Origin of the sequence: Empedobacter brevis NBRC 14943 = ATCC 43319 (assembly GCF_000382425.1) — a bacterium.
GTDB lineage: Bacteria > Bacteroidota > Bacteroidia > Flavobacteriales > Weeksellaceae > Empedobacter > Empedobacter brevis.
The window spans coordinates 162,974-179,279 of the sequence record NZ_KB908292.1; the positions used below are offsets into that span (position 1 = coordinate 162,974).

The following is a 16,306-nucleotide window of genomic DNA, read 5'->3' on the forward strand; positions in this document are numbered from 1 at the left end:
TTTTACAAATCTTCTATTATACAGGTGTATTCATATCAAAAGCTTCAAGATATTCAGCAACACGCTTTACAAACATCCCGCCTAATGCTCCATCAACTACGCGATGATCATAGGCATGAGATAAGTACATTTTGTGACGAATTGCAATCATATCACCTTGTGGTGTTTCGATAACCGCCGGTTTTTTTACAATAGCTCCAACAGCTAAAATTGCCACTTGAGGTTGAGGAATAATTGGTGTTCCTAATGTGTTCCCAAAAGAACCAATATTCGTAATTGTATAAGTACCTCCTTGGATTTCTACCGGTTTCAATTTGTTATTACGAGAACGGTTCGCTAAGTCATTTACTTGAGAGGCTAAACCGGCTAAATTAAATTGATCCGCATTTTTAATTACTGGAACAATCAAATTTCCGCTTGGTAAAGCTGCTGCCATTCCTATATTAATATTTTTCTTTTTGATAATTCTATCACCATCAACCGAAACATTAATCATAGGGAAGTCCTGAATTGCTTTAGCTACAGCTTCTATAAAAATTGGCATAAAAGTAATCTTCTCACCATGTTTCTTCAAAAACTCATTTTTATTTTTATCTCTCCACAATACAATGTTCGTCATATCTACTTCAATAAACGAAGTCACATGAGGGGCTATTTGTTTTGCCTGCAACATATTTTGCGCAATAATCTTACGCATTCTATCCATCTCTATAATTTCGTCACCTTCTCCAACACTTATTGGCGCAGATACTTGTGGTGCTTGAGTTTGGGTAACCGGAGCAGATGAAGTGCTTATTGTTGCTACTTGATTAGTTGCTTGATTGCCTCTATTCTTTACAAAATTTAAAATATCATCTTTCGTTACACGTCCATCTTTGCCAGAACCTGTAATTCGATCCAGCTCTGCTTGAGAAACTCCTTCTTCTTTTGCTATAGATTTTACCAAAGGAGAATAAAATTTGTCGTCAGATGAAGTAATCACTGTTTCAGATTTGATTGCAGCAACTTCAACTTCGATAGATTTTGCAGCATCTGCAATTTCTTGATCACTATTGGTATCAACTTCTTCTGTAGTCTCTGTTTGTTCTACCACTCCATCTACAGATAATATTGCAATAGGTTCACCTACTTTTGCAATTCCATCTACAGGAACTAAGATTTCTTTTAAAACTCCCGATACTGGCGAAGGAACATCAGAATCTACTTTATCTGTTGCAATTTCAACAACCGATTCATCTTCAGCAATTGTATCACCAATATTTTTTATCCAATTGGTAACGGTAGCTTCCATCACACCTTCTCCCATCGAAGGTAGAATTAATTTATAGTCAGACATGCTTTGTGTATTTGCGTCTTACAAATCTAATCATTTTTTCGATTCTAAAAAATAGTCAAAAAAAAGTTTAATCCATTTCCATTTTAACGTATTCATAAAAATATCGCTGTATATTATTAATTCCGTAAAATAAAAAGAACTAATAAAGCTTATATTATCAATTTGATAGTTAGCTTAAATAAAAAAATCCCCCAATCTAAGATTGAGGGATTTTTGAAATATTAAGAATAATTCTTAAGCTTCGTAAGTTGCAGTACCGTTGTTTACTTGAGGTTCTTTGATTTCACCAAAGTTTTTCTCGAAGTTTGTTACATTTTCTGCTAACGATTGAGATAATTGTTTTGCTTGTAATGGAGACAAAATAATTCTTGATTTTACACTTGGTCTAGCACCTGGTAAAAATTGAACGAAATCTACAACGAACTCAGATGGTGAGTGGTTGATGATTGCTCCTGTAGCATAAACACCTTGAGCTACTAATTCGTTTAACTCAATGTTTAATCCTTCGTTTTGTTGATTTTCTGACATTATAATTCTTGTTTTGCGTTTATTAATTCTTCGTATTCACGGTTAGATCCTACGATAATGCTTTGATATTCTTTTAATCCAGTTCCTGCAGGAATTAAGTGTCCAACAATTACGTTTTCTTTTAATCCTACTAAACCATCTACTTTACCAGCTACAGCTGCTTCGTTAAGAACTTTTGTTGTTTCCTGGAACGATGCTGCAGACATGAAAGACTTTGTTTGTAAAGACGCTCTTGTAATCCCTTGTAAAACGGCCTCTGCTGTTGCAGGTAAAGCTTCACGAGCTGTTACTAAATTTTTATCTTCACGTTTTAATTTAGAGTTTTCGTCACGTAATTCGCGAACAGTGATGATTTGTCCTGGTTTCAATGTATCAGAATCACCAGCATCTTCCACGACTTTCATTCCAAATAAACGATCATTTTCTTCCATGAAATCGTCTTTGTGCTCTAAACTATCTTCTAAGAATCTTGAATCTCCTGAATCAACAATACGAACTTTACGTAACATTTGACGTACGATAATTTCGAAGTGTTTGTCATCAATTTTTACCCCTTGTAAACGATATACATCTTGAATTTCGTTTACTAAGTATTCTTGAACCGCTGTTGGTCCTAAGATTCTTAAAATATCCTCTGGTGTAGTTGCTCCATCTGATAAAGGTTCACCTGCACGTACAAAGTCATTTTCCTGAACTAAAATTTGAGCAGATAATTTAACTAAGTAACGACGAATCTCACCATTTTTAGATTCAACGATGATTTCACGGTTACCACGTTTAATTTTACCAAATGATACCACTCCATCCATTTCACAAACAACAGCTGGATTTGATGGATTACGAGCCTCTAACAACTCTGTAATACGAGGTAAACCTCCTGTAATATCGCCTGATTTAGCAGACTTACGAGGAATCTTAACTAAGATTTTACCTGCATTAATTTTTTCACCATCGTTTACCATTAAGTGTGCACCTACTGGTAAGTTGTATGTTTTTTCTTCACCATCGATTGTGATAACTCTTAACGCCGGAACTAATTTTTTATTACGTGATTCAGAAATTACTTTTTCTTGGAATCCTGTTTGCTCATCAATTTCAATTTGATAAGTAACGCCTTGTTCTAATTGTTCGTATTCAATTTTACCAGTAGATTCCGCGATGATTACCCCATTATAAGGGTCCCAACTTGCAATCTCTTGTCCTTTTTGAACTTTAGCTCCGTTTTTCACTGATAAGATTGTACCATAAGCGATGTTAGTTTGCTGACGAACGTTTCCTAAATCGTCAATCACTTTCATCTCTGTAGAACGAGAAACAACAGTATCTACTTTGTTTCCTGCATCATCAGTAGATTCAACAGTACGTAAGTCGTCAAACTCAACTGTACCGTCAACTTTAGCATTAATTGTATTTTGCTCAGAAACGTTACCGGCAGTACCCCCAACGTGGAATGTACGTAATGTTAACTGTGTACCAGGCTCTCCAATAGATTGTGCAGCAACTACACCTACAGATTCACCTTTCTGAACACCTTTACCTGTTGCTAAGTTACGTCCGTAACATTTCGCACAGATTCCGGTTTTTGCTTCACAAGTTAATGGAGAACGCACCTCTACATTTTCGATACCAGCAGCTTCTAAAGCTTCACCAACATCTTCTGTAATAATGTTTCCAGCAGCAATGATTAATTCACCATTATCCGGGTTGTAAATATCATTTAATGAAGTACGACCTAATACACGAGAAGATAAACTTTCAATGATTTCTTCTTTTTTCTTAAGTGCTGAAACTTCTAAACCTCTTAATGTACCACAATCTTCGTGCATTACGATAACGTCTTGTGCAACGTCAACTAAACGACGAGTCAAGTATCCTGCATCGGCAGTTTTTAAGGCCGTATCGGCAAGACCTTTACGCGCACCGTGCGAAGAAATAAAGTACTCTAAGATAGACAGACCTTCACGGAAGTTAGAGATAATCGGGTTTTCGATGATATCCCCACCAGTAGAACCGGCTTTTTGAGGTTTCGCCATCAATCCACGCATACCTGATAACTGACGAATTTGCTCTTTAGATCCACGTGCTCCAGAATCAAGCATCATGAATACAGAGTTAAATCCTTGTTGATCTTCTGTCATACGCTTCATTACAATTTCAGTTAACGTTGCGTTTGTTGTTGTCCAAACATCAATAACTTGGTTGTAACGTTCGTTATTTGTAATAAGACCCATGTTATAATTCATCTTGATGTTCTCAACTTGGTTGATCGCACCAGAAATAAGGTCTTTCTTTTGTTCTGGAATTAAGATATCTCCTAATGAGAATGATAAACCACCCTCGAAGGCATTTCGGTACCCTAATTGTTTCATATCATCTAAGAAAGCAGCCGTTGTAGGGAAATCTGTAATCTTAATGATTTTGTTAATAATAGTACGTAACGATTTTTTCGTTAATACTTCATTTACGAATCCCACTTGTTTCGGAACGATTTGGTTAAATAACACACGTCCTACAGAAGTTTCGATTAATTGATTTTCTACTAACTCCTCTCCTACACGAATTGTTCCTTTTACACGAATTGGTGCATTAAGATCTACTGCTCCTTCATTGTATGCAATTTGAACTTCTTCGTCTGAATAGAAAGTTAATCCTTCACCTTTTACTGTAAATTGGTGGTCTGTACGACGAATTTTTGTCATATAATACAGCCCCAAAACCATATCCTGAGAAGGTACAGTAATTGGTGAACCATTTGCAGGGTTTAAGATATTTTGAGAAGCTAACATTAATAATTGTGCTTCTAAAACAGCTTCTGGTCCTAATGGTAAGTGAACAGCCATCTGGTCACCATCGAAATCGGCATTGAAGGCCGTACACACTAATGGGTGTAAACGAATTGCTTTACCTTCGATTAATTTCGGTTGGAATGCTTGGATACCTAAACGGTGTAACGTAGGGGCACGGTTTAATAAAACCGGATGTCCTTTGATTACATTTTCTAAAATATCCCAAACAACTGGCTCTTTTCTATCGATAATTTTCTTAGCCGATTTAACTGTTTTTACAATTCCACGTTCGATTAATTTACGAACAACGAATGGTTTGTATAATTCAGCTGCCATATCTTTTGGTAAACCACATTCGTGTAATTTAAGTGTTGGACCAACAACAATTACCGAACGAGCAGAATAATCTACACGTTTACCTAATAAGTTTTGACGGAAACGACCTTGTTTACCTTTTAATGAGTCAGATAATGATTTTAACGGACGATTACCATCCGCTTTTACAGCAGATGCTTTACGTGTATTATCGAATAACGAATCTACCGCTTCTTGTAACATACGTTTTTCATTACGTAAGATTACTTCCGGCGCTTTGATTTCCATTAATCGTTTCAAACGGTTATTACGGATAATCACACGACGGTATAAATCATTTAAATCTGATGTTGCAAAACGACCACCATCTAATGGAACTAATGGACGCAATTCTGGTGGAATAACAGGAATAACGCGCATTACCATCCATTCCGGACGGTTTACGTGGTGCATATTTGACTCACGTAACGCCTCAACAACTTGTAAACGTTTTAACGCTTCTGTACGACGTTGTTTAGATGTTTCGTTATGTGCTTTGTGTCTTAATTCGTAAGATAATTCATCTAAGTTGATACGAGATAATAGGTCCTCTAATGCTTCAGCACCCATTTTCGCAACAAACTTATTAGGATCTGTATCTTCTAAATATTGATTCTCGATCGGAAGAGTTTCTAAGATATCCAAGTACTCTTCTTCTGATAAGAAATCTAATCTATTTAATTCTTCACCTTCTGGTCCTTTTGCAATACCTGGTTGGATCACTACATATCTTTCGTAGTAAATTACCATGTCTAATTTCTTAGATGGTAAACCTAAGATGTAACCAATTTTGTTTGGCAATGAACGGAAATACCAAATGTGTGCAATTGGCACAACAAGGTTGATGTGTCCAATACGCTCACGACGAACTTTCTTTTCTGTAACTTCAACCCCACAACGGTCACAAACGATACCTTTATAACGGATTCTTTTATATTTTCCGCAGGCACATTCGTAATCTTTTACAGGTCCAAAGATACGCTCACAGAATAACCCGTCACGCTCTGGTTTGTGCGTTCTATAGTTAATCGTTTCAGGTTTTAAAACTTCACCTTTAGATTCTTGAAGAATCGATTCCGGAGAAGCTAACCCAATACGAATTTTTGAGAATTGACTTGTTTTATTTTTTGTTGACATATAGAAATGTATCTAACAATTATATTATTATAACGAAAAAGGTAGAATAATAGGTTTCCCTATTATTCTTCCAAGTTTATGTCTAATCCAAGACCTTGTAATTCATGTAACAATACGTTAAATGATTCTGGAATACCAGGTTCTGGCATTGGCTCTCCTTTTACGATTGCTTCGTAAGTTTTCGCACGCCCAATTACGTCATCCGATTTAACTGTTAAGATTTCGCGTAAGATATTAGATGCACCAAATGCTTCTAATGCCCAAACCTCCATCTCTCCGAAACGCTGACCTCCGAATTGTGCTTTACCTCCTAATGGTTGTTGAGTAATTAATGAGTATGGTCCGATAGAACGCGCGTGCATTTTGTCGTCAACCATGTGTCCTAATTTCAACATGTAAATCACTCCTACAGTTGCTTTTTGATCAAAACGTTCTCCAGTATTACCATCATATAAATATGTTGTACCGTGTTTTGGAATACCTGCTTCTTCTGTGATTCTATCGATATCAGCGATTTCAGCACCATCGAAAATAGGTGTAGCAAATTTTTGCCCCATTTTAAGTCCAGCCCATCCTAATACCGTTTCATAAATCTGACCGATATTCATACGAGATGGTACCCCAAGTGGATTCAATACGATATTTACTGGCGTTCCGTCTTCTAAGAAAGGCATATCTTCGTCGCGAACAATACGTGCAACAATACCTTTGTTACCGTGACGTCCCGCCATTTTATCTCCTACTCTTAGTTTACGTTTTTTCGCAATGTAGATTTTCGCTAATTTAACGATCCCTGCAGGTAACTCATCACCAACAGAAATTGTGAATCTTTCACGGTTAAGAGCTCCTTGTAAATCGTTGTACTTAATTTTATAATTATGTAACAACTCTTTTACTAATTCGTTCTTATCCTCATCTGTTGTCCAAAGAGATTCTGTACCAGTTAAGTTTAAGAAATCTTCAACGTTAGATAAGATTTTTTGCGTATATTTTACCCCTTTCTTGATGACCTCTTCGTTCAAGTCGTTGTAAATACCTTGAGAAGTTTTTCCGTTCAATAAAACGTATAATTTCTCTAATAAAATCTCTCTTAATTCATTGAATTTAACGTCGTACTCTGCTTCTACACTATCAATGATTGCTTTGTCTTGAGAACGTTTACGTTTATCCTTAATGCTACGTGAAAACAATTTTTTGTCGATAACAACACCACGTAATGATGGAGAAGCTTTAAGAGAAGCATCTTTAACATCTCCCGCTTTATCACCAAAAATTGCACGTAATAATTTTTCTTCTGGTGTTGGATCAGATTCTCCTTTAGGGGTAATCTTACCAATCAAAATATCACCAGGTTTTACTTCTGCTCCAATACGGATCATACCGTTTTCGTCTAAGTCTTTTGTTGCCTCTTCCGAAACGTTAGGAATATCAGAAGTTAATTCTTCCATACCTAATTTTGTATCACGTACATCTAATGAATATTCATCGATGTGGATAGATGTAAACCAGTCTTCGCGAACAGCTTTTTCAGAGATTACAATAGCATCCTCGAAGTTGTACCCTTGCCAAGGCATAAAGGCAACAACCATGTTACGACCAATTGCTAATTCTCCTCCTTCTGTTGCATAACCTTCAGATAGAACTTGCCCTTTCTCTACACGGTCACCAATTTTTACGATTGGTTTCAACGTAATTGTAGTTCCTTGGTTCGTTTTTCTGAATTTAGTTAAGTTATATGTTTTCTCTGCAGTATCGAAGCTTACTAACTCTTCATCCTCTGAGCGATCATATTTAATTGTTATAATGTCAGCATCAACATAAGTTACTGTACCTTCACGTTCTGCATTTACTAAGATTCTAGAATCTTTTGCAACTTGTTTTTCTAATCCAGTACCTACAATTGGTGCTTGAGGTTTTAATAATGGAACTGCCTGACGCATCATGTTCGATCCCATTAACGCACGGTTGGCGTCATCATGCTCCAAGAAAGGAATTAATGATGCTGAGATAGAGGCAATCTGGTTAGGTGCAACGTCGATTAAATCTACTTCTGATGGAGTTACAACTGGGAAATCTCCATCTTCACGAGCAGTTACACGTTCAGTAGCAATAGTCCCATCGTCTTCCATGTCGATATTGGCTTGAGCAATTACTTTAGATTCTTCCTCTTCCGCAGTTAAGTAGATAGGTGCTGATTCGACGTCCACTTTTCCTTCTTCTACCTTTCTGTACGGTGTTTCGATGAATCCTAAGTTATTAACTTTAGCGAATACACATAATGACGAAATCAAACCAATGTTTGGTCCCTCAGGAGTTTCAATTGGACATAAACGTCCATAATGAGTGTGGTGTACGTCACGTACCTCGAATCCCGCTCTTTCTCTTGATAAACCTCCAGGTCCTAATGCTGATAAACGACGTTTGTGCGTAATCTCTGATAATGGATTGGTTTGATCCATGAACTGAGATAACTGATTCGTTCCGAAGAATGAGTTGATAACAGATGATAATGTTTTTGCATTAATCAAATCGATTGGTGTGAACACCTCATTGTCACGAACATTCATTCTTTCACGGATAGTTCTAGCCATACGAGCTAAACCTACTCCGAATTGGCTTGCCATTTGCTCACCTACCGTTCTTACACGACGGTTAGATAAGTGATCGATATCATCTACCTCTGCTTTAGAGTTGATTAATTCGATTAAGTATTTAATAATCGAAATGATATCTTCACGAGTCAATACTTGGATATCCTCGCTAATGCTTAAGCCTAATTTTTTATTTAATCTGTAACGACCTACTTCACCTAATGAATAACGTTGATCAGAGAAGAATAATTTATCAATAATTCCTCTTGCTGTTTCCTCATCTGGTGGCTCAGCGTTACGTAATTGTCTATAGATGTACTCTACTGCTTCTTTTTCAGTATTCGTAGGGTCTTTTTGTAAAGTATTATGGATAATTCCATAATCAGCAGAATTGATATCTTCTTTGTGTAATAAAATTGTTTTTACACCTGAATCTACGATTTGATCAATGTGATCTTTTTCTAAGATTGTTTCACGGTCTAAGATAATTTCATTACGTTCAATAGATACAACCTCTCCTGTATCTTCATCCACGAAATCCTCGTGCCATGTATTTAATACACGTGCAGCAAGTTTACGACCTACAACTTTCTTTAAATTAGCTTTATTAACTTTTACTTCTTCTGCTAAATCGAAAATTTCTAAGATATCTTTATCTCTTTCATATCCGATAGCACGTAATAAAGTAGTTAATGGTAACTTTTTCTTACGATCGATGTAAGCGTACATTACGCTGTTGATGTCTGTTGCGAACTCAATCCAAGATCCTTTAAAAGGAATAATACGAGATGAATACAATTTTGTACCATTCGCATGGAAAGATTGTCCGAAAAATACCCCAGGAGAACGGTGTAATTGAGATACAATAACACGCTCCGCACCATTGATAATAAATGATCCTGAAGGAGACATATAAGGAATTGTTCCTAAATAAACGTCTTGTACAACAGTTTCGAAATCTTCGTGTTCTTCGTCAGTACAGTACAATTTAAGACGAGCTTTCAATGGTACACTGTACGTTAATCCTCTTTCGATACACTCATCAATTGTGTAACGTGGTGGATCTACGAAATAATCTAAGAATTCTAAAACAAACTGATTGCGTGTATCCGTAATTGGAAAATTCTCAGCAAATGTTCGGTAAAGACCTTCATTTTTTCGTTGGTCAGGTCTTGTTTCCAACTGGAAAAAATCTTCAAACGATTTGATCTGAATGTCAAGGAAATCTGGGAACTGAGCGACTGCTTTTGCAGATGAAAAGCTCAATCTTTCTTTTTTCTCAGTCGAGTTGCTTAATGTTGCTTTAGTGGCCAATTTCGAATGAATTTTGGTTTATATAATGACTTTATGCGTAAAAAGGTTTAGACCTAACACATCCCGTGTTAGGTCCAAACCTATATTTTTGAGTAATAAAAATTACTTCAATTCTACTACTGCACCAGCTTCTTCTAGCTGTTTCTTTAAAGCTTCAGCTTCATCTTTAGAAACTGCTTCTTTAACTGTAGCTGGAGTTGAATCTACTAAATCTTTAGCTTCTTTTAATCCTTTTCCAGTTAATTCTTTAACTAATTTAACAACTGCTAATTTAGATGCACCTGCTTCCTTTAAGATTACGTCGAATTCTGATTGCTCTTCTGCAGCTTCACCTGCTCCACCTGCAGCAACAACTACAGCAGCAGCAGCTGGTTCGATTCCGTACTCATCCTTTAAGATTGTAGATAATTCATTAACTTCTAATACTGTTAAGTTTACTAACTCTTCAGCTAATTTTTTTAAATCTGCCATTTTAATGCTTTTTGTTTTTTAAACTTTTATTTAATATGAGTGTGTCTTATTCCTCTGAAGCTCCTTCTGCTTTCGCATTTTCTTTGTTCTCTAATTGAGAAACAACCGTTTTGATTGGAGATTGAAGTAACATGATGATATCTGCGATTAATTCTTCACGAGATTTCAATGCTACTAATTGAGGTAATTTGTCATCACCTACAAATATATTATCTTCAATCCAAGCTCCTTTTAAGATAGGTTTTTCAGATTTTTTTCTGAAAGTATCGATTACTTTTGCTGGTGCATTACCAACTTCAGCAGTCATTAAAGCTGTATTTCCTTTTAAAGATCCGTAAAGCTCTTCGAAGTTTTTATCTTCGATTTGCTCCATAGCTTTCTTTAATAAAGTGTTTTTTACTACGCGTAAAGTAACATTGCTTTTGTAGCAAGCTCTTCTTAATTCAGTAGTATTAACAGCGTTTAATCCGTCGATATTTGCTAAGTAGATAATTTTTGCTTCTGCTAATACAGCTTGCAACTCATCTATCATATTTGCTTTATCTTGTTTTGTCATTGCCATAATCTACTAATTTTAAGCGTTTACACTTTTTGGATCTACTGATACACCTACAGATTGAGTTGTAGAAAGCGTGATGCTTTTTACATATGTTCCTTTAGCAGCTGTTGGTTTTAATTTAATTAAAGTCTGAATTAATTCATTCGCATTTTCTTTAATTTTATCAGCATCAAAAGATACTTTACCAACTGCAGCGTGGATAATTCCGTAACGGTCTACTTTGAAGTCGATTTTACCTGCTTTTACTTCAGAAACGGCTTTACCAACCTCTAAAGTTACAGTACCTGATTTTGGGTTAGGCATTAATCCACGAGGTCCTAAAACACGTCCTAATGGTCCTAATTTACCCATAACAGCTGGCATAGTAACGATAACGTCTACATCTGTCCAACCTTCTTTAATTTTTTGTAAGTATTCGTCTAATCCTACATAATCAGCACCCGCTGCTTTAGCTTCTGCTTCTTTATCTGGAGTAACTAATGCCAATACTTTTACATCTTTACCTGTTCCGTGTGGTAATGAAACTACTCCACGTACCATTTGGTTAGCTTTCTTAGGATCTACCCCTAAACGAACTGCTATATCTACAGATGCATCAAACTTTGCGTAGTTTACCTCTTTTACTAAAGATGATGCTTCATCAATAGTATAAAGTTTATTTTTCTCTACTTTAGCCTGTGCTTCTTTTTGTCTTTTTGTTAACTTTGCCATTTCCTAAAATGTTTTAATTATTCTGGAGCTTGCCCACCTTTTACAGTTATACCCATAGAACGTGCAGTTCCAGCAACCATTTTCATAGCAGATTCAACAGTAAAACAGTTCATGTCCGCTAATTTGTCTTCAGCAATAGCTCTAACTTGATCCCAAGTAACAGTACCTACTTTTTGACGGTTAGGCACACCTGATGCTTTTTTTAATTTCGCAGCTTCCATTAACTGAACAGCAGCTGGTGGAGTTTTAATTACGAAATCAAATGATTTGTCTTGATACACCGTAATAACAACTGGTAACACTGCACCTTGTTTTTCTTGTGTACGTCCATTAAATTGTTTACAAAACTCCATGATGTTAACACCTGCAGCACCTAAAGCCGGACCTACTGGTGGCGAAGGATTTGCTTGTCCTCCTTTAACTTGAAGTTTTACAACTTTTTCAATTTTTTTTGCCATTTTTTTTAATTCTTAAAATTAAGCGTTATGTGGAAGCAGCCTAAATTTCTACTTTTAAATCGCTGAAAGATTATGCAATCTTTTCAACTTGGTTAAAACTCAACTCAAGTGGTGTCTTACGTCCAAAGATTAGGACCATCACTTCAAGTTTACGTTTATCTTCAATGATTTTTTCAACTGTACCGTTGAACCCATTGAATGGTCCGTCGATTACTTTAACAGTTTCACCTACCATGTAAGTTACACCTAAATTCGTATCTACGTTTTCTGCTAATTCGTCAACTTTACCTAACATTCGGTTCACTTCCGATTGTCTCATTGGTACAGGATCACCTCCTTTCGTTGCACTCAAAAAGCTAATTACACCAGATGTATTCTTTACCATGTGAGGAATTTCTCCTACAAGTTCAGCTTCAATCATGATATAACCTGGAAAATGTACTTTTTCCTTTTGATATTTTTTACCGTTACGGATTTGAATCACTTTTTCCATAGGAACAACAATTTGTCCTACATAATCATTCAAATTCTGGTATTGAATTTCTCTTTCAATATAATCCTTAACTTTTAGCTCTTGTCCAGCCACAGTCTTGATTACATACCATTTCTTTTCACTCATGATTCTAATTACTAAACGGGATATTTTACAAACTAAAAAGCGCCATAGATAAAGTTAAGCACTTGTGTGAATAATGTATCTACCGCATATAAAAATATAGCTAACAAAACTGTAGCTATTGCAACAATAATTGTGTCTCTTTGTAAATCAGAAAATGATGGCCATGTTACATGCTCTCTAAATTCTACAAAGGAATCTTTAATATATTGTACGACTTTCATATCGTTTTCATTTAGCACGGGCACAAGGATTCGAACCCTGATCAACGGTTTTGGAGACCGCTATTCTACCATTGAACTATGCCCGTAGAATAAAAAGAGTGGTAATCATTGAAGATTACCACATCTTCTTTATATTTTGACTATAATTAGTCTAAGATTTCAGTTACCTGACCAGCACCAACTGTACGTCCACCTTCACGGATTGCGAAACGTAAACCTTCGTTTAATGCGATTGGTTGTAATAAATCAACTGTAATAGTTAAGTTATCTCCTGGTAAAACCATCTCAACTCCTTCTGGTAAGTTAATTTCCCCTGTTACGTCAGTTGTACGTACGTAGAACTGTGGACGGTAACGGTTGTGGAATGGAGTGTGACGACCACCTTCTTCTTTAGTTAAGATATAAACCTCAGCTTTGAATTTTTTGTGTGGTTTAACAGATCCTTGTTTCGCGATAACCATACCACGACGGATTTCTGTTTTCTCAATACCACGTAATAATAAACCTACGTTATCACCAGCTTCACCTCTATCTAAGATTTTACGGAACATTTCAACCCCAGTTACAGTAGAAGTCAATTTTTCTTCTCCCATACCTACGATATCAACTGCCTCCCCAGAGTTGATTACACCAGCCTCGATACGTCCTGTTGCAACAGTACCACGACCTGTAATAGAGAATACATCCTCTACCGGCATTAAGAATGGTTTATCAGCATCACGAACTGGTTGCTCGATCCATTCATCAACATTGTTCATTAAGTTTAATACAGTTTCAACCCATTGAGGCTCACCGTTTAATGCACCTAAAGCAGATCCTTGGATAACAGGAGTGTTATCTCCGTCATATTCGTAAGAAGACAATAAATCTCTTACTTCCATTTCTACTAACTCTAATAACTCAGCATCGTCAACCATATCTACTTTGTTTAAGAAAACAACGATACGAGGAACGTTTACTTGGCGACATAATAAGATGTGCTCACGAGTTTGAGGCATTGGACCATCAGTAGCAGCTACTACTAAGATACCACCATCCATTTGAGCAGCACCTGTAACCATGTTCTTTACGTAATCCGCGTGACCAGGACAGTCAACGTGTGCGTAGTGACGGTTAGCAGTTTCATACTCTACGTGAGATGTATTAATTGTAATACCACGCTCTTTTTCTTCTGGAGCATTATCGATTTGATCGAAAGCTTTTGCTTCTGAATAACCAGCATCAGCTAATACTTTAGTAATCGCTGCAGTCAAAGTTGTTTTACCGTGGTCAACGTGACCAATAGTACCAATATTTAAGTGCGGCTTATTACGGTTGAAAGTTTCCTTTGCCATTTTACTTTTTATTAATTTCTATTGTTATACTTAAATTAAAAAAATAACTTTAAATTATTTTCTAAGTGCAAAAATACACTTTTTGATTTATATAAAGATATTTATTTTTGACTCGCGTTAACCTTGGTTTAAATGAGTTTCAACAACTACTTAAAAGATTAACTATACTGGGCGAACCAGAATTTTGAGCGGGAAACGGGACTCGAACCCGCAACATTCAGCTTGGAAGGCTGACGCTCTACCAATTGAGCTATTCCCGCATTCACTTCTAAAAAGCTTTGCAAATTTACAGATTAAATCCTAAACCACAAAAGTTTTTAAAAATTAAGTTTGTGGGGAGAGCAGGATTCGAACCTGCGAAGGTGAAACCAACGGATTTACAGTCCGTCCTCGTTGGCCGCTTGAGTATCTCCCCGCCTTATTTTTTTTATTCTTTAAAACTTTGAGCCGATAGAGGGACTCGAACCCACGACCTGCTGATTACAAATCAGCTGCTCTAGCCAGCTGAGCTACATCGGCATTTTTATTTTTTAAAGACTTATTTAAAAGAACAGCCCGTTAAATATCTTTGTTTAACGGACTGCAAATTTACGTTGTTTTTTGAATTAACCAAATTTTTAGGTTTTTTTTTTAGTCAATTCTTCATTTTTTATCTATCGCTGATTTTTTCTTTTTTTCTGATAATTAATTTTTTTAATGTATCTACCGACAAATCAATACATTCTTCAAAAGACTGTCCAGTTTTACTCACAACGATATCATCTCCCGGCACTTCTAATTTGATATCAACTGTCTTGTTATGTTTTTCTGCAGTATTTTCTAGTTTAAATGAAACGTTCGCTGCAATGATTTTGTCTGACAAAGTTTCTAATTTTTCTAATTTTTTTTCTAAATACTCCTCTAAACCTGGTTTAGTGTTGAAGTTTACTGCTTGAAAGTTAATTGTCATAATTACTCTTTTTTGTTCTCACGCGGGTGAGCTTTGTTAAACACTTTTTTTAAATTTTCTATACTCCCATGTGTATAAATTTGAGTCGATGACAAACTTGAATGCCCTAAAATATCTTTCACTGCATTCAGATCTGCTCCGGAATCTAACATATGGGTTGCAAATGAATGCCTCAGCATATGAGGACTTTTTTTATGTTTTACACTTATAAGACTAAGATAATATTTTACTTTGGAATAAACAAGATTATCGTACAAAGGTTTTCCTTTTTCTGTTACAAAAACATTCGTACATTGTAAAGTAATTTCATTGTGTTTTCTTGAATTATAAACGGTTAAATCTTCTAACAAAAAGGCAGAAATTGGAATAATTCTTTCCTTATTTCTTTTCCCTAAAACTTTTATAGACAATGTCAAAGGGTCGATATCGGTTTCTTTTAAACCTATCAATTCTGCACGACGTATTCCCGTTTGGTACATTACATCAATCATTAATCGATCACGTGCACCTTCGAAAGTATCCGGAAAGAAATCTTCATTATTTAACAAATCATTCAATTCCGTTTCTGTAAACGGAACCAACACCTGCTTATTCTGTTTTAATGAATGAATCTGTTCTATTGGATTTACTGTTAAATGATTCTCCTTGATTAAGTATTTATAAAACGTGCGGAGAGCACTCAATTTGCGATTAACCGTTTTTTCAGATTTCTCCAATTCAGTTAAATACATGACAAATGCGCGAATATGATTTTTGGTAGCGAGTTGGATTTCAGATGAATTTTCTTCTTGTTGATAAAACGCAACAAAATCATCCAAATCTCTTTTATAACTTGTAATGGTTAGCGTAGAATAGTTTTTCTCGAGCGCTAAATAATCTAGAAACAGTTGAATAAATCCCATAAAAAAACCTATTCATCAAAGTTACAACTTTAATAA

General features: G+C 35.9%; 13 protein-coding genes and 4 tRNA genes. All 17 read right to left on the minus strand.

The window, feature by feature from the left end; genetic code table 11:
* Positions 1–16 precede the first annotated feature (16 nt).
* The 17 genes from H277_RS0104050 to H277_RS0104130 all read right to left on the minus strand — a co-directional run bounded on the left by H277_RS0104050 (position 17) and on the right by H277_RS0104130 (position 16,270).
* Positions 17–1,336 (minus strand): dihydrolipoamide acetyltransferase family protein, encoded by a 1,320-nt coding sequence (locus H277_RS0104050; RefSeq protein ID WP_019974303.1) that lies wholly within the window; start codon positions 1,334–1,336, stop codon positions 17–19.
* A gap of 234 nt (positions 1,337–1,570) precedes the next feature.
* The gene (locus H277_RS0104055) at positions 1,571–1,864 is read right to left on the minus strand and encodes a DUF3467 domain-containing protein (RefSeq protein WP_019974304.1); all 294 of its coding nucleotides are present in this window, start codon (positions 1,862–1,864) and stop codon (positions 1,571–1,573) included.
* The gene (gene rpoC, locus H277_RS0104060) at positions 1,864–6,141 is read right to left on the minus strand and encodes a DNA-directed RNA polymerase subunit beta' (RefSeq protein WP_019974305.1); all 4,278 of its coding nucleotides are present in this window, start codon (positions 6,139–6,141) and stop codon (positions 1,864–1,866) included. The genes H277_RS0104055 and rpoC overlap by 1 nt, the downstream gene beginning before the upstream one ends.
* A 62-nt stretch (positions 6,142–6,203) precedes the next feature.
* Entirely contained in the window at positions 6,204–10,046 is a 3,843-nt protein-coding gene (gene rpoB, locus H277_RS0104065; RefSeq protein ID WP_019974306.1) for a DNA-directed RNA polymerase subunit beta, read from the minus strand.
* A 102-nt stretch (positions 10,047–10,148) separates the two neighbouring features.
* Positions 10,149–10,517 (minus strand): 50S ribosomal protein L7/L12, encoded by a 369-nt coding sequence (gene rplL, locus H277_RS0104070; RefSeq protein WP_019974307.1) that lies wholly within the window; start codon positions 10,515–10,517, stop codon positions 10,149–10,151.
* A gap of 46 nt (positions 10,518–10,563) precedes the next feature.
* Positions 10,564–11,073, minus strand: a complete 510-nt coding sequence (gene rplJ, locus H277_RS0104075; protein ID WP_051094527.1) for a 50S ribosomal protein L10 — start codon at positions 11,071–11,073, stop codon at positions 10,564–10,566.
* A gap of 18 nt (positions 11,074–11,091) precedes the next feature.
* On the minus strand, positions 11,092–11,787 hold the full coding sequence (gene rplA, locus H277_RS0104080) for a 50S ribosomal protein L1 (protein ID WP_019974309.1): 696 nt from the start codon (positions 11,785–11,787) through the stop codon (positions 11,092–11,094).
* Between the two features lie 17 nt (positions 11,788–11,804).
* Positions 11,805–12,245 carry a 50S ribosomal protein L11 gene (gene rplK / locus H277_RS0104085; protein ID WP_019974310.1) on the minus strand — a complete coding sequence of 147 codons (441 nt, stop codon included), beginning with the start codon at positions 12,243–12,245 and terminating at the stop codon, positions 11,805–11,807.
* Between the two features lie 70 nt (positions 12,246–12,315).
* The gene (nusG, locus tag H277_RS0104090) at positions 12,316–12,864 is read right to left on the minus strand and encodes a transcription termination/antitermination protein NusG (protein WP_019974311.1); all 549 of its coding nucleotides are present in this window, start codon (positions 12,862–12,864) and stop codon (positions 12,316–12,318) included.
* Between the two features lie 32 nt (positions 12,865–12,896).
* Positions 12,897–13,085 carry a preprotein translocase subunit SecE gene (secE, locus tag H277_RS0104095; protein WP_026357398.1) on the minus strand — a complete coding sequence of 63 codons (189 nt, stop codon included), beginning with the start codon at positions 13,083–13,085 and terminating at the stop codon, positions 12,897–12,899.
* A gap of 15 nt (positions 13,086–13,100) precedes the next feature.
* A tRNA-Trp gene (locus H277_RS0104100) sits at positions 13,101–13,171 on the minus strand.
* A gap of 60 nt (positions 13,172–13,231) precedes the next feature.
* Entirely contained in the window at positions 13,232–14,419 is a 1,188-nt protein-coding gene (gene tuf, locus H277_RS0104105) for an elongation factor Tu (protein WP_019974312.1), read from the minus strand.
* A gap of 187 nt (positions 14,420–14,606) precedes the next feature.
* Positions 14,607–14,679 (minus strand) — tRNA-Gly (locus H277_RS0104110).
* Between the two features lie 73 nt (positions 14,680–14,752).
* Positions 14,753–14,834: transfer RNA gene (locus tag H277_RS0104115), tRNA-Tyr, on the minus strand.
* A gap of 30 nt (positions 14,835–14,864) precedes the next feature.
* Positions 14,865–14,938: transfer RNA gene (locus H277_RS0104120), tRNA-Thr, on the minus strand.
* A gap of 130 nt (positions 14,939–15,068) precedes the next feature.
* Entirely contained in the window at positions 15,069–15,368 is a 300-nt protein-coding gene (gene hpf, locus H277_RS0104125) for a ribosome hibernation-promoting factor, HPF/YfiA family (protein WP_019974313.1), read from the minus strand.
* A gap of 2 nt (positions 15,369–15,370) precedes the next feature.
* A complete protein-coding gene (locus tag H277_RS0104130) occupies positions 15,371–16,270 on the minus strand; it encodes a tyrosine-type recombinase/integrase (RefSeq protein ID WP_019974314.1) in 900 nt (299 codons plus the stop codon).
* Positions 16,271–16,306: the final 36 nt, after the last annotated feature.